Below are 18,455 nucleotides of genomic sequence, written 5' to 3'. Positions count from 1 at the left end.
GGTATGTCTTCTTCTGCGTTCGTCCTGGGAGTTTTGTCGCATTGTCAGTCTCCTATCTTTGCCTCTTGGTGGGCAGTTGCCTCTTGGTGGGCTGGTCTTCTTTGATAATCTCGTGCATTTGACATTAGGTTCTCCTTTGCCAATCTGCGCGAGGCCCTTTCTGTTCTTCTTATGAAAGCACCATACCGATTCACAAATTCTTTGTCAAACTCTTTGTTTGTTTTTTGTTATGCCCGGTGCTATTGCCTTGAAAAAATTCGGAGATAATTCGGTGGCTAATCTGGAAGATCGCCTGCGCGAGCGGCTTAACGTTGTTTTTGCAGGCAACGAGACCGAACTCGCGCGAGCCGTAGGCACCGACCAGCAAAACATCAACAATTTCATATCAGGCAGGGTGAAGCGCTCCCACCTTTGGCGCGAGATCGGCGAGGCGCTGGGCATTCCGGAAGCCGAGATGAAGGCCCTCGTCGAGGAGCGCCTGGGCAAGCGCGTCGGTACTGAGCCTCGCCCCAACGCGACGATCGTCCCGCTGCAGCAAGGCTCGGGCAACGCACTGCACAAGATGATGCCAGTTTTAGGTGAGGCGGTCGGCGGAGCCGACGGCGAATACATCTTTAACGGGCAAGTTCTCGACTGGGTGCCATGCATCCCCTCTCTTATGAACGTGCCGGGAGCTTATGCCGTCTTCCTGGACGGAGAGTCGATGGTGCCGCGGTACTATCCGCGCGAGATCGCCTACGTCCACCCGACCAAGCCGGTGCGGCATGGCGACCACGTCGTCGTTCAGGTCCGAGCCCGCAATGAAGACGACCCGCCGCGCGGCTTTGTGAAGAAGTTCGACGGCTGGAAAGGCTCGCGCCTGACGCTGGAGCAATACAATCCACCTGGAAAGCTGGACTTCGACCGCGATGACGTCGTCAGCGTGCACCTTATAGTGCAGGCCGGAGCATACTAGCCGGCGGCAGATAACAAATAACAAACAAAGTTTTTGTTGACCAGTTTGTAAATAGCGTCTATATCTTTCCTCACGCGCTGCACCAGGCGCGGATACCAGCCGTTAACGGCAAGAGGAGATAGATATGAGATTCGATATCCTGAACAGGTTCACTGGCGCCGTGCAGTTCACGGCCGAAATTGAATGCAAGCCAGATGAGTTTCCTTCGGTGAAGCTCGGACTGGCGGTTAAGGCCGCCGTTAAGGAAAAGGCCAACCTCTACGGCGCCAACCTCTACGGCGCCGACCTCCGCAGCGCCGACCTCCGCAGCGCCAACCTCTACGGCGCCGACCTCCGCAGCGCCGACCTCCGCAGCGCCGACCTCTGCGGCGCCAACCTCTGCGGCGCCAACCTCTGCGGCGCCAACCTCTGCGGCGCCAACCTCTGCGGCGCCAACCTCTGCGGCGCCAACCTCAAGGATGCAAAATACGCGTCGCTTGTGATCGCGCAGACGCGCATTCTACCTGAAGGCTCGATTATCGGTTGGAAGAAATGCCAGGGCGGCGTGATCGTCAAGTTGCGAATTCCAGAAGACGCCCGCCGCAGTCACGCATTCGGCCGCAAGTGCCGCGCGGAGTTTGCCGACGTTCTGGAGGTCATCGGCGACGAGACTGGAACCAGCAGTCATGACGGCGAAACAATCTATCGCGTAGGCGAGCGCGTAACTCCCGACAGCTTCGACGAGAACTGGCAGGAGGAGTGCGCCGCCGGCATCCACTTCTTCATCACGCGCGAAGAGGCTGAAAACTACTGAGTGTCCACCAAGCGCTCAGCCACCACTATTGAGGAGAGACCGATGTACAGACCCAGCGAAGACGACCTGATTCCCTATGGCGCCCCGGCAACTGGCGCGACTGCACAGTCCGACGAGCCGATGCGCAAGCCGGACCACAAGGCCAAGAAGCACGGCCGCCCCTATCACGGTAAGAAATGGCCATCCTTCCCCGGCCCTCGCGATAACGAGGAGATCGGCGGAGGGCATTTCGTGTTCAAGCGCGGTCGCCGCACCGGACGCATCAAGACCGGCATGATTCCATTCGAGCACGACACCTATGATGCGGCCATCCAGGAAGCCGCGCGACTGTCGATCGAGGTCGGCGGCAAGTTCGAGGTTTTCTCTCGCGTCGGCGGTGCGGAGGGCCGCACCGATGCATAGCACCCTCCCCGTTCTGGCGCCATCGAGCACACCGCGCTACCCCACGCCGCTCGCCGACGCTGCTCGCGAACGCACGCGCCGTCTTATGGCAGCGCACATGCGCTCCGCTCGCGTCGAACTCGCGGTCTGCACCATGATTTTCGCCGTCATCGGCTTCGCCGCAGCCTACCAGCTGTAGCGCCACCATTCAGAGGAGACCACCATGAACGACAATAACAACACGCCGCTGCTCGACGTCGAAAGAGCCATCGCCGACAACCTCGACCCGACAAGCTTGCGTATGGTTGCGGATAGCAACGATCGCAAGGGTGAACGACGCCGCCTTCAGGCGGAGAACCTGCGCCGCGTCGCTGACCGTCTGGAACTGCTTGGCTATGGGCGCGTGCGGAGGGCGGCGTGATGGCGGATCGCGTGCTAGGCGAACGCCGCACTGTTGCCTGGCAACGGTCGGAGGCGGACTGGATCAAAGAATGCACTGCGAAAATCTCCAACGCTATTGGCGGCGGCTCTGAGCTTTTCGTGCGGCACGGCGATGGCTTCCGGCTTGATGTCGACTTTGTCTGCAAGCGCATTGTGGAGATGCGAGAGCGCCATCACGAAGCCAAGCTCACCTGCGTTTTGGCCGCCCGCCAGGCAGAGGCGTTGCAGCGGGAGAATGCGGAGAAGGACGAGCTGCAAAAGATCGTCAATGCCGTTCTGACTTGGGCCGAACAGCGCTGCCCCTGCCATAACGACCAGCCGAACCCGTGCCCGCTATGCGGCGCTAGCGTCGAAAACCTTGAGCCATGCAAATCGGCCGAGAACACGATCCCGCGCCATCTGCTGGCCGACCTCCGCCGCGCTAGCGCTCTCACCCAAGGAAAAACGCCATGAGTATCACCGACGAGATGGTCGAGCGTGCTCGTGCGTCGTTGTACGGCTGCAATGGAAATCCACTCACCCGGCAGAACATTCGCTCCGCCCTCACCGCCGCCTTATCCGATCAAGAGCGGGCGGTAGAGGTGAAGGTCAAGCCGCTGGAGTGGGGCGGCGACGGCGATTGTTATGCATTCGCCGATGTTACTCATCAATCCTATTCCATCGTCTTCGAAGAGGGGAAATTCTGGTCGAATTGGGACATGTCGCTTCCCCCGTTCGGTACTATAGAAGCCGCCAAGACCGCCGCCCAAGCGGACTACGAGCAGCGCATCCGCTCCGCCCTTGTCGATGTGCCGGTAGAGCCGGGCATACCGACCGCAAACTGTTGCGTTTGCAGACGGATCATCGACACCCGCGAGAAATCGGAAGGTGGTGATGATTTCGGCGACGAGACCGAGCCCGGAAAGTGGACATGCTCGGTGCAGTGTTACGACGCTTACGTGGGCTTCGTTCCCGATGAGCCGGCTCCCCATAGAGAAGGAGAGGACAGCGCGGAGGTGGAGGACGAACGTCTAGCCTTCGAAGGCTGGGCGATCGGAAATGGCCTCTTCTTGGATGAGCGCTTTTTCGAAGACGGAAACAACTACATCGATCATGTGACGCGCCTCGCCTACGACGTGTGGATGGCGCGATCTGCCCTCGCCGCCACGCGCAGCGCTTCCGCCACAAGTGCGAAGGGGTGCGCCGATGAGTGAGGCCATCCGCCTTTACCTGCCGTGGTTCATGTCGGCCGTCACGATCTGGATGACGCTTCTCGCCGGCAACAAGCACCGCTCCGCCTGGCTGATCGGCCTTGGCAACCAGCTTCTCTGGCTCGTCTGGATCATCACGACCGCCGCGTGGGGCCTCCTGCCCATGAACGCGGCGCTCTGGATCGTCTACGGGCGCAACCACCTGAAATGGAGGAAGGCATGAAGGATCTGAAACCGTTCCTCGACGACATGCTGTCCATGTCCACCGGGACAGATGGCAGGACGCTTGAAATACATTTTAGCCGTCCGGTCACCAAGGAAGACCGGCAGGCCTTCGCTGACGCGCATAATGCGATCGTGCGCGGTCAGCTGGATGCCGACCGCCTGACCGGCTGGGAAAGCGAGGAAAAGCTCACGATCGAAGAAGCGTGGACGATCCTCTGTGAGACGCCGGATATCACGTCGCCAGAAGAATATCCCGACCATGCGTTGATCACGATGGAGCAGCTCGGCAGCTTCATGGCTCGCGCCGCCCCTGTAGAATCTGGAACCTCCCCTATCCTCCAGAGAGGAGAGAGCGAATGAAGCTGAATAGCCTCGAAGAGGAATTCATCGCCGAAATGGCCGCAGAACCCGGTTCCGACAATGAGTGGGCGCACTTTGACCCACCTTTCGTCCGCAAGGCCTACGACCGCTTTGTCCGCAATGGATGGCTGGAGTACCGCGGCGACGGCCATGATCGCGGCTTCCGCTGGACACCAGCCGGCCGCAACGCACTGGATAAGGAGCGGGGATGAGCGAGGACTTGCGCAATGGTTGAATTAGGCCCATAAGAACGCAAAATGAACATAGAGAAAACGGCCATGGGTAGTATGTGTGCAGTTTTTTCTAGTCTTTCGCCGTTTGTTCGCGGTTTATCCCGTATTTTCCCGTATTGAGAAATTCCGGCAACAAAATCAGTAAAAATGAAAAAAGCCCTTGCTAGACAAGGGCTTTTTAGTTATTTCGGCCCGGAGCGGAGAGGTGGCCGAGTGGTCGAAGGCGCTCCCCTGCTAAGGGAGTATACCGGAAACGGTATCGAGGGTTCGAATCCCTTCTTCTCCGCCAGTTTCCCCACATACTCATTCTCAAAGCCGAACGGTCGGGCATCCCGCCGAGGCGTCGCCGGCCCTGCCCTACCAGGCACTCCAACCCGCTCCTCCCGTAACGCCGTCCGCCCGGCCCTGCGCCTGCACGAACGTTCAAGAACGGGCGATTGCACAGGCCTATTTCTTCGCGCTCAACAAAGGAGAGCGGCAGAATGGCCAGCACGTACCAACCCATCCGATTTTCGGAAAAGCTGTCCGGATCAACGATTTGTGGCAGCCGCGCGTCGTCGCGGAGATGAACGACGACCAGTTCAAGCTCGCGCGCATCGAGGGCGATTTCATCTGGCACGACCATCCGGAGACGGATGAAACCTTCATCGTCCTCCGCGGCGAATTGCGGATCGATTTTCGCGATGGCGCCGTGACGATCCGGCCGGGCAAGATGTTCGTCGTGCCGAAGGGCGTGGAACACAAACCCTTCGCGGAGAAAGAAGTCCATCTCCTGCTGATCGAGCCGCGGGGCGTGCTGAACACGGGCCACGCCGGCGGTGAGCGAACGGCCGAAAACGATATCTGGATCTGACGCAGCGGCATTCCGTGTCCGGGCAGTGCCGTGCGGCCTGCGCAAACAAAACCGCCGGAAACGATCGTCTCCGGCGGCTCTGTTTCTTCGAACGGCCTTATGTCAGGCGCGGGCCGCGAGGCGGTCGATGGCGTTCTGGGTCGACGCGCCGAAATCGCCGTCGATCGGGCCGTTGTAATAGCCGCGGTCCTTCAGGATCTGCTGGAACGCCTTGCGGAACTGCGGCGTGAAGTTGGATGGCGAGCCCTTGAGTTCCGAAAGCTTGCCCTGATCGCCGCCCTCGATGCTGGCAGCCGCCCAGCGGGCCGCCTCCTTGGCATCGGCCCGGGTGCCGAGACCGTAGTCGTAGAGGCGCGACAGGTTGCCCATCGCATAGGTATTGCCGCCGTTGGCCGCCTTTTCATACCAGCTGATGGCCTGGGCATAATCCTGCTTCACGCCGTTGCCGGCGTCGTAAAGCCAGCCGAGCGAGGCCATGGAATAGTAGTCGTTGAGCGCTGCCGCCTTCTCATACCACTTGCGGGCTTCGGCATAATCGACGGGCACGCCGAGGCCGGACTGATAGGCATAGCCGACGGAGGACATGGCGTTGATATCGCCGCCTTCCGCGCCCTTCTTGTACCATTCGAGCGAAAGGGTCAGGTCACGCGCCGTGCCGAGACCTTCGCGGTAGAACCAGCCCATAGTGGCCTGGCCGTTGGCGTAGCCCTGTTCGGCGGACTTGCGATACCACTTGATGGCCTCGTCATAGTCCTTGCGCGTGCCGTTGTAGCCCTCGCGGTAGAGCCAGCCGAGCGAGGCCTGCGCATAGGGATTGCCGGCATTGGCACCCTGCTCGAACATGCGGATGCCCTTGGCCATGTCGACCTGGCCATCCGTGCCGTAGATCGAATACCAGGCCAGGTTGGTCAGGGCGTAGAGGTTCCCCTCGTCCGCCGCCTTCTGGTAATATTCGCGGGCCTGGCTGTAGTTGCGCGCCGCATCGTGCGCACGGCCCAGCATGTTGCGAATGCCGTTGTCGGACGGATTGGCGTTGAGCGCCGCCTCGCAGACCGGGATCGCACGACCGTAATCGATCTGCGTGAAGAGCTTGCCCAGGAAGCCGGGACGCAGGTTCGGCTCGCCGGCCAGTTCGTAACACTGGTCCGCATCCGAGCCGGAGAGCACCGTCGTGGACTGGCCGGCGGTGATCGTCGACGTGCCGCTTGTGGAGGCCGACGCGCTGCTCGTGCGGCCGGTCGCAAGCCCGTCGATGGCAGCGATCGTCGCCGGGCCGAATTCGCCATCGGCCGAACCGCTGTAGTAGCCGCGTTCGCGCAGCAGGTTCTGCAGCTCCGTGCGGAAGGCGACGGTGAAGTTGCCGGGGGTTTCCTTCAGTTCCTTCAGCTTGTTGGCATCGCCGCTTTCGACGGCAGCCGCCGCCCAGCGAACGGCCTCCTTCGCATCGGCCGGCGTGCCGAGGCCCTGATCGTAAAGGCGCGACAGGTTGCCCATGGCATAGGCGCTGCCGGCATTGGCGGCCTTCTCATACCAGTAGCGGGCTTCCACATAGTCCTGCTTCACACCGTTGCCGACATCGTAGAGCCAGGCAAGCGACGCCATGGAGTAGGCATCGCCCATATTGGCGGCCTTCTCGTACCAGACCTTGGCTTCGGCATAGTTCTGCGCGGTGCCGAGGCCGTTCTGATAGGCCCAGCCGAGCGACGACATGGCATTGGCGTCACCCGCATCGGCGGCCCTGCGATACCAGGAAAGCGACTGGACGTAGTCCTGCGAGACGCCGAGGCCCTCACGGTAGAACCAGCCCATCGTCGCCATGGCATTGGCGTAACCCTGGTTGGCCGACTGCTGATACCACTTCACCGCTTCGTTATAGTCCTGACGCGTGCCGCCGTAGCCTTCGCGGTAAAGCCAGCCGAGCGAGGCCTGCGCATAGGAATTTCCGGCAATCGCGGCCTTCTCGAACATCGACAGGCCCTTCGGCACGTCGACGGGGCCATCCGTCCCGTAGATCGAGAACCAGGCCAGGTTGGTGAGGCCATACATGTTGCCGAGTTCGATCGCCTTCTCGTAGTTGCGGCGCGCCTCGATATAGTTGCGATCGGCGTCATGCGCGCGGCCGAGCAGGTTCACGAGCATGCCGTCGGACGGGTTCTCGTTGACGGCCTGGGCGCAGGCGGTGAGCGCCCGCTTGGCATCGATCTTCAGGAAGTTGACGCCCATGAAGCCGGGCAGCGACTGCGGCTCGCCGGCCAGCAGGAAGCAATCGCGCGAGGCCGGCGTTTCCTTGCCGGCGACATTGACGCTCAGCCCCTTTTTCGGTTCCAGCGCGGCGATCAGCTGTTCGGCGTCGCTGCGGTGCTGGCTGTCGGGATAACGCTCGATGAAGCGCTGGAGGGCGGCCGCATCGGTCGAGCCCTTGAGCGCTTCCCAGGCAATGCCGGCCGCATCCTGCCCTTCCGTCTCGGTCGCTTCCTTGAGGCTGGCGAGCTTCTTTTCCGCCAGCATCTTGTAGACCGGGTCCTTGCCATGCTTGGCGATGAAGGCGTTGATCAGGTCCTCGTCGGCGAGGTCGCGGATGTTCTGCCAGTCGGCCGCCGCCTCGGACTGGCCGTTCGGCGAGACCTCCTGCGTGTTGCCGCTGTTGGTGATGTTGATGTTCACTTCCTTGATGTTCAGGAAGATCTGCGCGCCGCCGAGCGAACCGTAGACGAAGGGCTCCTGCTCGCGGTTGGTGGCCTGCACCACCTCGTCGCGCACCTTGCCGAGCGCGATGCGCACATCCAGGCCCGGCTCCGTCAGATATTTGGCAAGGGCCGTGGCGAACGGGCTGTTCTTGCCCTCCCCGTCCAGCGCCACCGTACCGGCCTTCGAGGCGAAGGCGATCAGCGTATCGGCCGATTCGGGCTCGACGCGGGCAAGGCCGCGGGATACGGCACGCGTGCCGATCGAGCGCGTCATCTGCGCGGAGAACGGATTGTTGCGGCAGGCATCGAGAATGAAGAGCTTCAGCTTCTTGGCGCCTTCCAAAGACCGCTGCACGCGATCGATGGCCACGCTTTCGTCCTCGACGTCCCGGTCGCTCTTCAACGCCGCATCGACGGGAATCAGGTAATTGACCCCGTTCATTTCCATGGCGTGGCCGGAATAATAGACCACCGCCATTTCCGCATCGGCCGATTCGTCCTCGAACTCACGCAGCGCCTTGACCATGGCGGAGCGGTCGAGATCGAACACCGTCTTGACGGAATCGAAGCCGGCATTCTGGAACGAGGCGCGCATCAGCTCCACATCGTTCGCAGGATTGTTGAGCTGGGCGGTCTCTTCGTATTTCTGATTGCCGATCAACAGCGCAACGCGTTTCGCCTCCGCGGCGCCCGCATTGAACACCACGACGGCGACGGACACGAGGAATACCGGCGCCCAGTGTTTTTGTACGCGTCTTAACATGCCCTTACCTCCGGCATTATTGCCGCCACTATTACGTATGGGCATGCCTGTTTCAATGTGCGGGCATCCGGAAATTTTATCCCGGCCGGCGGAATCACCCGGCATCGACCTCCACCCAACGCTGCTCCCGATGGGAGCGGGCCATGGCGTGCACGGTCTTCTCGATGCGCAGGCCATCGACGAAATCGATGGCGCGGGAGGGCTTTCCGGCAATGGCGGTCATCAGTTCGCGGCATTCGATGACCTTGAGATCATTGAAGCCGAGGCCGTGGCCGGGTGCGGGAACGAACCGGTCATAGGGCTTGTGATGGGGCGCCGTCAGGATTGTGGAAAAGCCCTGCTCGGTGGCGCGACCGTCGGTCTTGTAGAGCTGGAACTCGTTCATGCGCTCCTGATCGTAGAGGATCGAACCTGTCGAACCGTAGATCTGCAGGGCGATGCGGCCCTTGCGGCCCCAGGCGGAGCGGTTCGCCATCAGCACGCCGGAAATGCCGCCGGGAAGGCGCATCAGAACGCTGGCGATATCGTGGTTTTCGACGGCGCGGCGGCCGCCCTCCTTCGTGGGGCGGTCGGCATAGGGTTTTGCAAGCGCGGCGATGACCGCCTCGACATGGCCGAACAGGCTCCACAGCAGCGACAGCGGATGCACGGCAAAATCATCGAGCGCGCCGTAGCCCGAGGATGCCTCGCTCTTCCAGTAGAACAGCGCCTGGGGATCGGCCATGAAATCCTCATCCATCTCGATGCGGACGTGATTGACGGTGCCGATCGCGCCCTCGTCGATCAGCGAGCGGATGTGGCGCATGACCGGGTTCTGGATGTAGTTGTAGCCCATCACGGCGACCTTGCCGGACGCGCGCTGGGCGGCAAGCATGCGCTCGGCATCGCCGAGGTCCGTCGCCATCGGCTTTTCGCACCAGACGTGTTTTCCCGCTTCGAGTGCGGCGATCGCCATTTCGGCATGGAACTGGTTGGGCGTGGTGACGGAAATCACATCGACCTCCGGATCGGCCAGCAGATCGCGCCAGTTCGCGGTGGCTTTCGCAAAGCCGAACTCCTTCGCACGCGCGACGGCCAGTTCGCCGTTGGCTTCGGCGAGATGCACGAGGCGCGGGCGCTCGACGTCGCCGAAGACCGTGCTGACATTGTTCCAGGCGAGTGCGTGGCACTTGCCCATATAACCCGTGCCGATCAATCCAATGCCAAGAGCCTTCATGACGTCTCCTCCGTCCGCTGAATTCCGCTACGCTCGCGCGCCGGAATTGCTATATTTCGCAGGACGGGCGCGCTCGCGTCATTCATAGACGGAAAGATTTGGAATGAAAACTTACTTTTCTTTGATAATGGAATATTCATTCCATTCGACGCGAAGCGCCACTTGAGGAGAATGAATGCATGAACAGCAGCGAAGCGGCCCAGACGCGCGTACCCCGCGATTTCGAAAGCCTGCGCAGCGTCATCATCGAGCGCAAGGAGACCATGCCCAAGCGGCTGGCGCAGGTGGCCGCCTATGCGCTGTCCAACCCCGACGACATGGCCTTCGGCACCGCAGCGAGCATCGCGACGGCAGCGGACGTGCAGCCCTCGACGCTGGTGCGCCTCGCCCACCATCTCGGCTACGAGGGCTTTTCCGACCTCCAGAACGTCTTCCGCGCCCGGCTGCGCGACCGCACGCTCTCCTATGAGGAGCGGCTGCTGTCGCTGGAGGCCGGTGCGACGGCCGGCAGCGATGCCGAACTGCTTTCCGGCTTCCTGAACGCGGCAAGCCAGTCGGTGGCGCGGCTTGCCAGCACGGTCGACGGCGAGACGTTCACGAAATCGGTGGATGTGTTGGCGCGGGCGGAAACGATCTACCTCGTCGCCAAGCGCCGGTCCTATCCGCTGACGGCGCATATCGCCTATGCCTTCGGCAAGCTCGGCATCCGCCACCAGATCATCGCCTCGCCCAACGGCATCGATGCGGAGATGGCGCTGTTCGCCACCGGCAGGGACGCCGTCATCGCGGCGAGCTTTTCCCCCTACGCCGCCGAAAGCCTGGCGCAGGCGCAGGAACTGGCAGGCCGCGGCGTGCCGATCATCGCGATCACCGACTCGGTGTTCTCCCCGCTTGCCGCCGCAGCCACCCACTGGTTCGAAGTCTCCGAGGCCGATTATGCCGGCTTTCGCTCGCTTTCCGCCTCCATGGCGCTTGCGATGGCGCTGCCTGTGGCAATCGCCGAACGCCGGCGCAGCCTCAAGCGGAAATCGAAGCGGAATGCCTTCGGAATGAAAATGGAATGAATATTCCGAATTGACATAATAATAGAATTCATGTTTCATTTTCCGAGAATGCCGCATCGCCTTCCCGAAGGCGCCGCGAGACCGGGAGGAAGACATGCCCAACACTGATCGCCGCGAAAGCCCGGCGAAGTCGCTCGACGTGATCACGATCGGCCGTTCGTCGGTCGATCTCTACGGCCAGCAACTCGGCACGCGGCTGGAGGACACCGCCTCCTTCGCCAAGTCCGTTGGCGGCTGCCCGGCCAATATCGCGATCGGCACCGCCCGCCTCGGCCTCAAATCGGCGCTGATCACCCGCGTCGGCGACGAGCAGATGGGCCGCTTCATCCGTGAGCAATCCGCGCGCGAGGGCGTGAATGTCGAAGGCATCAGGACGGACAAGGACCGGCTGACCGCGCTCGTGCTGCTCGCCATCGAAGCCGAGGGCGTCTCGCCGATGATCTTCGTGCGCACCGATTGCGCCGACATGGCGCTCGACGAAGGCGACGTGGACGAGGCCTTCGTGCGCTCCTCGCGCGCCGTGCTGGTCTCCGGCACGCACTTTTCGCGCCCCAATACGGAAGCCGCGCAGCGCAAGGCGATCCGCATCGCCAAGGAAAGCGGCGGCAAGGTCATCTTCGACATCGATTACCGCCCGAATCTCTGGGGGCTTGCCGGCCATGCCGAGGGTTTCGAGCGCTATGTGAAGTCCGACCGCGTCTCGGCGATCCTGAAATCCGTCCTGCCGGACTGCGACCTGATCGTCGGCACGGAAGAGGAAATCATGATCGCCTCAGGCGCCGACGACGTGCTCTCGTCGCTCAAGGCGATCCGCGCCGTTTCGCCGGCGACCATCGTCTTGAAACGCGGCGCCATGGGCTGCATCGTCTATGACGGCCCGATCTCCGACGACCTGGAAGACGGCGTGGTCGGCGACGGTTTCCCGATCGAGGTCTATAATGTGCTGGGCGCGGGCGATGCCTTCCTATCCGGCTTCCTGCGCGGCTGGCTGACGGGCGAGGATCACAAGACCTGCGCCACCTGGGCCAATGCCTGCGGCGCCTTCGCCGTGTCGCGCCTTCTGTGTTCGCCGGAATATCCGAGCTGGGAGGAGCTGACCTTCTTTCTTAGGAACGGCAGCAGGCATCGCGCCCTGCGCAAGGACGAGGCGATCAACCACATCCACTGGGCGACGAACCGCAAGCAGGCGGACATTCCGCTTCTGATGGCGCTCGCCTGCGACCACCGCATGCAGCTCGTCGACGTGGCCGACGCGTTGAAGGTGCCGCATGACAGGATTTCCGCGTTCAAGCGGTTGACCGTCGAGGCTGCCGCCCGCGTCTCGCAGGGCCGTCCCGGCTACGGCATGCTGATCGACGAACGTTTCGGCCGTGACGCCTTTTTCGACGCCGCGACCAAGGGTTTTTCGTGGATCGGCCGCCCGGTCGAGCTTCCGGGTTCAAAGCCGCTGCGCTTCGAATTCAGCCAGGATATCGGCTCCCAGCTGGTGGAATGGCCGCTCGACCATTGCATCAAATGCCTGTGCTTCTATCATCCCGACGACCCTGATACCCTCAAGAAGGAGCAGCAGGAGAAACTGCGCACGCTCTTCGAAGCGGCCCGCCGCGTCGGTCGCGAGCTTTTGATCGAGATCATCGCCGGCAAGAACGGCCCGCTGAAGGATGATACGGTCTCGACGGCCCTTCAGGAACTCTACGATCTCGGCATCAAGCCCGACTGGTGGAAGCTGGAGCCGCAGGCCTCCAGCGCGGCGTGGCAGAACATCGAAGCCGTCATCGCGCGCAACGACGCGTATTGCCGCGGCATCGTGCTGCTCGGCCTGGAAGCGCCGACGGAAGATCTGGTGAAGGCCTTCGAGGCGACGACGGTGGCGCCTTCGGTCAAGGGTTTTGCCGTGGGCCGCACGATCTTCGTCGACGCCGCCCGCGCCTGGATGGCCGGCAAGATCGACGACGAGGCGGCGATCACGGACATGGCCAGCCGCTTCCGCGAACTGACCGACGCCTGGCTGCGCACGCGCGGCCTGCAATAGAGCATACGGGAGGAAGACCATGGCAAAGACGATCCGGCTGACGATGGCGCAGGCCGTCACGCATTTCCTGAAGGCGCAGATGACCGTCGTGGACGGCAGGAAGGTGCCGATCTTCGCGGGCGTGTGGGGCATTTTCGGCCACGGCAACGTCGCGGGCATGGGCGAAGCGCTCTACCAGGTGCGAAACGAACTGCCGACGCTGCGCGCCCATAACGAACAGGGCATGGCGCATGCCGCCGTCGCCTTCGCCAAGGCGAGCTTCCGTCAGCGCTTCATGGCCTGCACCACCTCCATCGGCCCCGGCGCGCTGAACATGATCACCGCCGCAGGCGTCGCGCATGTCAACCGCCTGCCCGTGCTGTTCCTGCCCGGCGACGTCTTCGCCAACCGCATTCCCGACCCTGTTCTCCAGCAGATCGAGAATTTCGGCGACGGCACCGTCTCGGTGAATGACGCGTTCCGCTGCGTCTCGCGTTACTTCGACCGGATCACGCGGCCCGAGCAGATCATCTCCGCGCTCAAGCGCGCCATGCAGGTGCTGACCGATCCGGTCGATTGCGGCCCGGTGACGCTGTCGCTCTGCCAGGACGTGCAGGCCGAGGCCTACGACTATCCTGCCAGCCTGTTCGAGGAGAAGGTCTGGACGACCCGCCGCCCCCGCCCCGACACGGACGAACTGGCAGCGGCCATCGAAACGCTGCGCAAGGCGCAAAAGCCGCTGATCATCGCCGGCGGCGGCGTGCTCTATTCGCAGGCGACCGCCGAGCTCCAGGCGTTCGCGGAAACGCATGGCGTTCCGGTGGCGGTCACGCAGGCCGGCAAGTCGGCCATTGCGGATGATCATCCGCTGTGCATGGGCTCGGTCGGCGTGACCGGCACATCCGCCGCCAACGCCTTTGCCGAGGAGGCCGACGTCATCCTCGCCGTCGGAACGCGCCTGCAGGACTTCACGACGGGTTCGTGGGCGCTGTTCAAGAACGGCGGCGTGACGATGATCGGCCTCAACACGGCGCCCTTCGATGCGGCCAAGCATGACAGCCAGCCGCTCGTCGCGGATGCGCGCGAAGGGCTGAAGCTGCTGTCGCAAGCGCTTGACGGCTGGTCGGCCCCTGCTGCCGTCAGGCAGACGGCCAAGGCCCGCAAGGACGAATGGATGGCGGCGGCGGACCGCGCGACGGCACCGACCAACGCCGACCTGCCCTCGGACGCGCAGGTCATCGGCGCGGTGCAGCGCGCGATCGGCGGCGAAAATTCGGTTCTCGTCTGCGCGGCCGGCGGCCTGCCGGGCGAGTTGCACAAGCTGTGGCAGGCGAAGAAGCCCGGCGGCTACCACATGGAATACGGCTTTTCCTGCATGGGCTACGAGATTGCCGGCGCGCTCGGCGTGAAGCTGGCGCGGCCGGAGGCGGATGTCGTCGTCATGGTCGGCGACGGCTCCTACATGATGATGAATTCCGAGCTTTCCACCTCGATCATGCTCGGCCAGAAGCTCACCATCATCGTGCTCGACAATCGCGGCTACGGCTGCATCAATCGGTTGCAGATGGCGACCGGCGGCGCGAACTTCAACAACCTCCTGAAAGACGCGATGATCGAGGTCATGCCGGATATCGACTTCCGCGCGCATGCCGAGAGCATGGGGGCGGTCGCGGTCAAGGTATCCTCCATCGCCGATCTCGAAACGGCCATCGAGCAGAGCAAGGGCAACGACCGCACGTCGGTCATCGTCATCGATACCGACCCGCTGATCACCACCGAGGAGGGTGGCCACTGGTGGGATGTTGCGGTGCCGGAGGTCAGCCCGCGCAGCGAGGTCAACAAGGCGCGCGAGGCCTATGTGAAGGCGCGCGCGGCCCAGACGATCGGTTAGGACCAATACGCCATCCTACCTCTCCATCGTCACCCTCCCTCCCCTTCGTCATCCTCGGGCTTGACCCGAGGATCCATGCCACAGGCAGGACGGTGCGGATGCGTGGATCCTCGGGTCAAGCCCGAGGATGACGGTAGAGAGGGAGGGAGAGAGACAAACAATGACATGGGAAGCCTCGCTTCCCGCCAAGGAGACCATGATGAAAGCCAAACTCGGCATGTCGCCCATCGCCTGGTGGAACGACGACCTTCCGGAACTGAGCGACGACGTGTCCCTCGAAGAGTGCCTGCGCCAGTCGCGCACGGCCGGCTTCACGGGCATGGAACAGGGCCGCCGCTTTCCGGGCAGCCCGGAGGAGATGCTGCCGATCCTGCGCGCCGCAGACGTGACGCTGTGCGGCGGCTGGTTCTCCGGCACGCTCGTCGATGAGGAGCTTGCGGCCAACAAGGACCGCATCGCCCCGATGATCGCGCTGTTCAAGGCCGTCAACGCGCCCTGCATCGTCTATGGCGAAGTCGGGCGCTCCATCCAGGGCGACCGCTCCAGGCCGCTTGCCACCAAGCCGCGCCTCTCCGACGACGAGATGAAGACCTACGCTCGCCGCCTCACCGCCTTCGGCGAATGGTGCGCCGACCAGGGCATGCCGCTCTCCTACCATCACCACATGGCTGCCGTCGTCGAGACCGAGCCGGAACTCGATGCCTTCATGAAAAACTCGGGCGAAGGCATTCCGCTGCTGCTCGATGCCGGGCACCTCGCCTTTGCCGGCGGCGACGTGCTGCGCGCCATCGACAACCATCATGCCCGCATCAACCATGTGCATGTGAAGGACATCCGCCGCCCGGTGGTTGACGGCCTGGACCGCACGAAGCAGTCGTTCCTCGACGCGGTGGCGCTCGGCGCCTTCACCGTTCCCGGCGACGGCTCGCTCGATTTCGGCGCCATCGTGCAGCGTTTCGCGGATTACGGCTATGAAGGCTGGTTCGTCGTGGAAGCCGAACAGGATCCGCGCAAGGCGCCGCCGGCGAAGATGGCCGAAGTCGGCCATGCCGAACTGATGCGCGTCATGACCGCCGCCGGTTATACTGTCGAGACGGAAGGCTTTCCCAAGGGATAAGCCTCACCCGCCCGCCTGAAGGAAAGGACCAAGCCCATGCCGAACCTGCTCGTCAAACCCCAGGGCGCCCACGGCCGTGTCAGCCATGTCACGCCCGAAAGCGCCGGCTGGACCTATGTCGGCTTCGACCTGCACCGGATGAAGCCCGGCGAGATCGTCGCGGCGGAAACGGGAAGCCGCGAGGTCTGCCTCGTGTGGGTTTCCGGCAAGGGCAAGGCGACGGCGGGCGGTGCGGATTTCGGTGTGCTCGGCGAGCGCATGAGCCCCTTCGAGGGCGCGCCGCACGCGCTCTATATCCCCGCCAACTCCAACTGGTCGGTAACGGCGGAGACGGATATGGAACTTGCCGTCTGCTCGGCCCCGGGCGGCGGCGATTACAAGGCGAAAGCCATTCCGCCCGGCACGCATCCGCAGCTGCACCGCGGCAAGGGCTCGAACATCAGGCATGTGCACAACATCATGCCGGAAGACGACAATTCGGCTCATTCTCTGCTCGTCGTGGAGGTCATCACGCCGAATGGCAACACCTCGTCCTACCCCTCGCACAAGCACGACCGGGACGACCTGCCTAACGAAAGCCTGCTGGAAGAGACCTACTACCACCGCCTCAACCCGCCCCAGGGCTTCGCCTTCCAGCGCGTGTATACCGACGACCGCTCGCTGGACGAGGCCATGGCGGTGGAGGATGGCGACGTGACGCTGGTGCCCAGGGGCTACCACCCCTGCGCGACCATCCACGGCTACGACCTCTATTACCTGAATGTGATGGCCGGGCCGAAGCGCGTGTGGAAGTTCCACAACGCGAGGGAGCATGAGTGGCTGCTGAAGTAGGCATGCATATCATTCGGCAAGCGACCGGCTTGCTCGTAGGCTCACGGTAAACCCCGTCCTCTCCGTCGTCATCCTCGGGCTTGACCCGAGGATCCATTCCACAAGCGAGACGGTGCGGATGTGTGGATCCTCGGGTCAAGCCCGAGGATGACGACGGAGAGGTTTGCGGGCGATATCCGGGTTGGTGCGCGTCGCGGCAGTGGTGGGCGTGATTGGCGCATGAACAGGCTGGCCTCTAGCTCTAGCTCTAGCTCTAGCTCTAGCTCTACCGCTTCCACTTCCGCGTCAGGCCCCATTCCTTCGCGATCTCCAGCGTCGAGGAGAACCCTGCTTCCAGCATGAACGGCTCCCTGGAGACGGCGTGGCCGCCGCCCTCGCCTGCCGTGACCGGCGTGCCGTGGCCCATGCCGTCGATTTCGTGGAAGGTGACGAGCGGCTTGCCGTCCTTGTCCGGCCAGATGCGGGTGCGGCGGCCTTTCAGGCGCTTTTCCACGAAGGCATCCTTGGGCAGGCGGTAGAGGTCGCGCCATTGGTCGACCAGCGCGCGGCCGTTGGAGAGCGCGACGGTCTCGTCGGCGGTGCCATGCCAGACGGAGATTGCCGGCTTGTGCGGCATTCGGGGTGAAACGAGGCGTACCAGATCGGCCCAGGCGCGGGGCGTGTGATCCGGGGCCTGCGCCATCGCATCGAAGGCGCGCGTGGCGTCGCGGGCAGCGCCGAACGGCAGGCCGGCGATGATCGCACCGCCGGCAAAGACGTCCGGATAGTTCGCCAGCATCGCCGCCGTCATGGCGCCGCCGGCCGAAAGGCCCGTTATGAAGACGCGCTGCGGGTCACTTGCCGCAAGGCCGGCCGCATGGCTCACGATCTGGCGGATCGACATGAGTTCGCCGCGGTCGCGCGTCACCTCGCTCGGGCGGAACCAGGTGAAACACAGACGAGGATTGTTCGCCTCGCGCTGCTGGGCATAGACGACGGCAAATCCACGCTCGTCGGCCAGCGATGCCCAGCCGGCGGCGCGATCGTAGCTTTCGGCATCCTGCCGGCAGCCATGCAGCACCAGCACGAGCGCACGCCCGGCCGGCAGCCCCGCGGGAACATGCATGAACATGCGCAGGCCACCGGGATTGCTGCCGAAATCGCTCGTCTCGACAAGCGGCGAGGCCGTGCCGGCGCGGCGGCGTACGGCCGGCGTCTTGCGCTCCGTGGTCGGCTGGAACGGCCAGAACAGGTCGCTCAGCCGCGTTTGGGCCGGTAACAGTCGCTCGACCGATCGCTTGAAGCGGTCCCGCATGCTCGGCCTCTCTTTCATGGAATTGCTCATCGTCAGATAATGTGCGCAGCGCGCGCGGCAGGATCAAGGCGCAGGCAGCGAAATAGCGGGGAAGGCTCATTCTGCGGATTCATGAGGGCATTCATAAATAGCCAAAGTGCAAAGCCCCGC

At 63.2% G+C, this 18,455-nt stretch carries 18 protein-coding genes, 1 tRNA gene and 1 pseudogene; 17 read left to right on the top strand and 3 right to left on the bottom strand.

Annotated elements, in window-relative coordinates:
• The first annotated feature begins 271 nt into the window (after positions 1–271).
• From B5M41_RS09990 to B5M41_RS09935, 12 genes and pseudogenes are all read left to right on the top strand, one after another.
• The gene (locus B5M41_RS09990; protein WP_230640040.1) at positions 272–955 is read left to right on the top strand and encodes a S24 family peptidase; all 684 of its coding nucleotides are present in this window, start codon (positions 272–274) and stop codon (positions 953–955) included.
• 124 nt (positions 956–1,079) lie between these two features.
• Positions 1,080–1,748 (top strand): pentapeptide repeat-containing protein, encoded by a 669-nt coding sequence (locus B5M41_RS09985; RefSeq protein ID WP_209020855.1) that lies wholly within the window; start codon positions 1,080–1,082, stop codon positions 1,746–1,748.
• A 42-nt stretch (positions 1,749–1,790) separates the two neighbouring features.
• Positions 1,791–2,150 (top strand): hypothetical protein, encoded by a 360-nt coding sequence (locus tag B5M41_RS09980; RefSeq protein ID WP_209020856.1) that lies wholly within the window; start codon positions 1,791–1,793, stop codon positions 2,148–2,150.
• Entirely contained in the window at positions 2,143–2,328 is a 186-nt protein-coding gene (locus tag B5M41_RS09975) for a hypothetical protein (protein WP_134647443.1), read from the top strand. Before B5M41_RS09980 ends, B5M41_RS09975 begins: the two co-directional genes overlap by 8 nt.
• Positions 2,329–2,352: 24 nt before the next feature.
• A complete protein-coding gene (locus B5M41_RS09970; protein WP_134647445.1) occupies positions 2,353–2,550 on the top strand; it encodes a hypothetical protein in 198 nt (65 codons plus the stop codon).
• Positions 2,550–3,023 (top strand): hypothetical protein, encoded by a 474-nt coding sequence (locus B5M41_RS09965; protein WP_134647447.1) that lies wholly within the window; start codon positions 2,550–2,552, stop codon positions 3,021–3,023. Before B5M41_RS09970 ends, B5M41_RS09965 begins: the two co-directional genes overlap by 1 nt.
• A complete protein-coding gene (locus B5M41_RS09960; protein ID WP_209020860.1) occupies positions 3,020–3,763 on the top strand; it encodes a hypothetical protein in 744 nt (247 codons plus the stop codon). The genes B5M41_RS09965 and B5M41_RS09960 overlap by 4 nt, the downstream gene beginning before the upstream one ends.
• Positions 3,756–3,983 (top strand): hypothetical protein, encoded by a 228-nt coding sequence (locus B5M41_RS09955; RefSeq protein WP_134647449.1) that lies wholly within the window; start codon positions 3,756–3,758, stop codon positions 3,981–3,983. Before B5M41_RS09960 ends, B5M41_RS09955 begins: the two co-directional genes overlap by 8 nt.
• Positions 3,980–4,345, top strand: a complete 366-nt coding sequence (locus B5M41_RS09950) for a hypothetical protein (protein ID WP_134647451.1) — start codon at positions 3,980–3,982, stop codon at positions 4,343–4,345. Before B5M41_RS09955 ends, B5M41_RS09950 begins: the two co-directional genes overlap by 4 nt.
• Positions 4,342–4,557, top strand: a complete 216-nt coding sequence (locus B5M41_RS09945) for a hypothetical protein (RefSeq protein ID WP_134647453.1) — start codon at positions 4,342–4,344, stop codon at positions 4,555–4,557. Before B5M41_RS09950 ends, B5M41_RS09945 begins: the two co-directional genes overlap by 4 nt.
• Before the next feature lie 220 nt (positions 4,558–4,777).
• Positions 4,778–4,867 (top strand) — tRNA-Ser (locus B5M41_RS09940).
• A gap of 193 nt (positions 4,868–5,060) precedes the next feature.
• A pseudogene (locus tag B5M41_RS09935) lies at positions 5,061–5,431 on the top strand (cupin domain-containing protein).
• A 102-nt stretch (positions 5,432–5,533) separates the two neighbouring features.
• Here B5M41_RS09935 and B5M41_RS09930 read toward each other — a convergent pair.
• Both B5M41_RS09930 and B5M41_RS09925 read right to left on the bottom strand, forming a co-directional pair.
• A complete protein-coding gene (locus tag B5M41_RS09930; protein WP_167718874.1) occupies positions 5,534–8,881 on the bottom strand; it encodes a caspase family protein in 3,348 nt (1,115 codons plus the stop codon).
• A 94-nt stretch (positions 8,882–8,975) separates the two neighbouring features.
• Positions 8,976–10,097: a Gfo/Idh/MocA family protein gene (locus B5M41_RS09925; RefSeq protein ID WP_134647457.1), complete on the bottom strand. Its 1,122-nt coding sequence runs from the start codon at positions 10,095–10,097 to the stop codon at positions 8,976–8,978.
• Positions 10,098–10,276: 179 nt separating this feature from the next.
• Here B5M41_RS09925 and B5M41_RS09920 point away from each other — a divergent pair, with 179 nt between their 5' ends.
• The 5 genes from B5M41_RS09920 (at position 10,277) to iolB (ending at position 17,011) form a co-directional block, all read left to right on the top strand.
• Positions 10,277–11,161, top strand: coding sequence for a MurR/RpiR family transcriptional regulator (locus tag B5M41_RS09920; RefSeq protein WP_134647459.1), 885 nt, complete (start codon positions 10,277–10,279; stop codon positions 11,159–11,161).
• A gap of 94 nt (positions 11,162–11,255) precedes the next feature.
• Entirely contained in the window at positions 11,256–13,193 is a 1,938-nt protein-coding gene (locus B5M41_RS09915; RefSeq protein ID WP_134647461.1) for a bifunctional 5-dehydro-2-deoxygluconokinase/5-dehydro-2-deoxyphosphogluconate aldolase, read from the top strand.
• A gap of 19 nt (positions 13,194–13,212) precedes the next feature.
• Positions 13,213–15,063 carry a 3D-(3,5/4)-trihydroxycyclohexane-1,2-dione acylhydrolase (decyclizing) gene (gene iolD / locus B5M41_RS09910; protein WP_134647463.1) on the top strand — a complete coding sequence of 617 codons (1,851 nt, stop codon included), beginning with the start codon at positions 13,213–13,215 and terminating at the stop codon, positions 15,061–15,063.
• 199 nt (positions 15,064–15,262) lie between these two features.
• Positions 15,263–16,180, top strand: a complete 918-nt coding sequence (gene iolE, locus B5M41_RS09905; RefSeq protein WP_134647465.1) for a myo-inosose-2 dehydratase — start codon at positions 15,263–15,265, stop codon at positions 16,178–16,180.
• Between the two features lie 36 nt (positions 16,181–16,216).
• Positions 16,217–17,011 carry a 5-deoxy-glucuronate isomerase gene (gene iolB, locus B5M41_RS09900; RefSeq protein WP_134647467.1) on the top strand — a complete coding sequence of 265 codons (795 nt, stop codon included), beginning with the start codon at positions 16,217–16,219 and terminating at the stop codon, positions 17,009–17,011.
• 265 nt (positions 17,012–17,276) lie between these two features.
• Here the strand turns inward: iolB and B5M41_RS09895 are convergent, their stop codons facing one another.
• On the bottom strand, positions 17,277–18,323 hold the full coding sequence (locus B5M41_RS09895) for an extracellular catalytic domain type 1 short-chain-length polyhydroxyalkanoate depolymerase (protein ID WP_230640039.1): 1,047 nt from the start codon (positions 18,321–18,323) through the stop codon (positions 17,277–17,279).
• Between the last annotated feature and the right edge of the window lie 132 nt (positions 18,324–18,455).

The organism is Shinella sumterensis (genome assembly GCF_004514425.2).
In the GTDB taxonomy this organism is placed as follows: Bacteria; Pseudomonadota; Alphaproteobacteria; order Rhizobiales; family Rhizobiaceae; genus Shinella; species Shinella sumterensis.
Note: the sequence above shows the minus strand (reverse complement) of the source record. Positions and strands in the feature narration are given on the sequence as shown.

What these genes read in the sequence shown, in the direction of transcription:
- B5M41_RS09985 (WP_209020855.1), top strand. Translation starts at nt 1,080, where the DNA reads ATGAGATTCGATATCCTGAACAGGTTCACTGGCGCCGTGCAGTTCACG.
- B5M41_RS09980 (WP_209020856.1), top strand. Translation starts at nt 1,791, where the DNA reads ATGTACAGACCCAGCGAAGACGACCTGATTCCCTATGGCGCCCCGGCA.
- B5M41_RS09975 (WP_134647443.1), top strand. Translation starts at nt 2,143, where the DNA reads ATGCATAGCACCCTCCCCGTTCTGGCGCCATCGAGCACACCGCGCTAC.
- B5M41_RS09970 (WP_134647445.1), top strand. Translation starts at nt 2,353, where the DNA reads ATGAACGACAATAACAACACGCCGCTGCTCGACGTCGAAAGAGCCATC.
- B5M41_RS09965 (WP_134647447.1), top strand. Translation starts at nt 2,550, where the DNA reads ATGGCGGATCGCGTGCTAGGCGAACGCCGCACTGTTGCCTGGCAACGG.
- B5M41_RS09960 (WP_209020860.1), top strand. Translation starts at nt 3,020, where the DNA reads ATGAGTATCACCGACGAGATGGTCGAGCGTGCTCGTGCGTCGTTGTAC.
- B5M41_RS09955 (WP_134647449.1), top strand. Translation starts at nt 3,756, where the DNA reads ATGAGTGAGGCCATCCGCCTTTACCTGCCGTGGTTCATGTCGGCCGTC.
- B5M41_RS09950 (WP_134647451.1), top strand. Translation starts at nt 3,980, where the DNA reads ATGAAGGATCTGAAACCGTTCCTCGACGACATGCTGTCCATGTCCACC.
- B5M41_RS09945 (WP_134647453.1), top strand. Translation starts at nt 4,342, where the DNA reads ATGAAGCTGAATAGCCTCGAAGAGGAATTCATCGCCGAAATGGCCGCA.
- B5M41_RS09930 (WP_167718874.1), bottom strand. Translation starts at nt 8,881, where the DNA reads ATGTTAAGACGCGTACAAAAACACTGGGCGCCGGTATTCCTCGTGTCC.
- B5M41_RS09925 (WP_134647457.1), bottom strand. Translation starts at nt 10,097, where the DNA reads ATGAAGGCTCTTGGCATTGGATTGATCGGCACGGGTTATATGGGCAAG.
- B5M41_RS09920 (WP_134647459.1), top strand. Translation starts at nt 10,277, where the DNA reads ATGAACAGCAGCGAAGCGGCCCAGACGCGCGTACCCCGCGATTTCGAA.
- B5M41_RS09915 (WP_134647461.1), top strand. Translation starts at nt 11,256, where the DNA reads ATGCCCAACACTGATCGCCGCGAAAGCCCGGCGAAGTCGCTCGACGTG.
- iolD (WP_134647463.1), top strand. Translation starts at nt 13,213, where the DNA reads ATGGCAAAGACGATCCGGCTGACGATGGCGCAGGCCGTCACGCATTTC.
- iolE (WP_134647465.1), top strand. Translation starts at nt 15,263, where the DNA reads ATGAAAGCCAAACTCGGCATGTCGCCCATCGCCTGGTGGAACGACGAC.
- iolB (WP_134647467.1), top strand. Translation starts at nt 16,217, where the DNA reads ATGCCGAACCTGCTCGTCAAACCCCAGGGCGCCCACGGCCGTGTCAGC.
- B5M41_RS09895 (WP_230640039.1), bottom strand. Translation starts at nt 18,323, where the DNA reads ATGAAAGAGAGGCCGAGCATGCGGGACCGCTTCAAGCGATCGGTCGAG.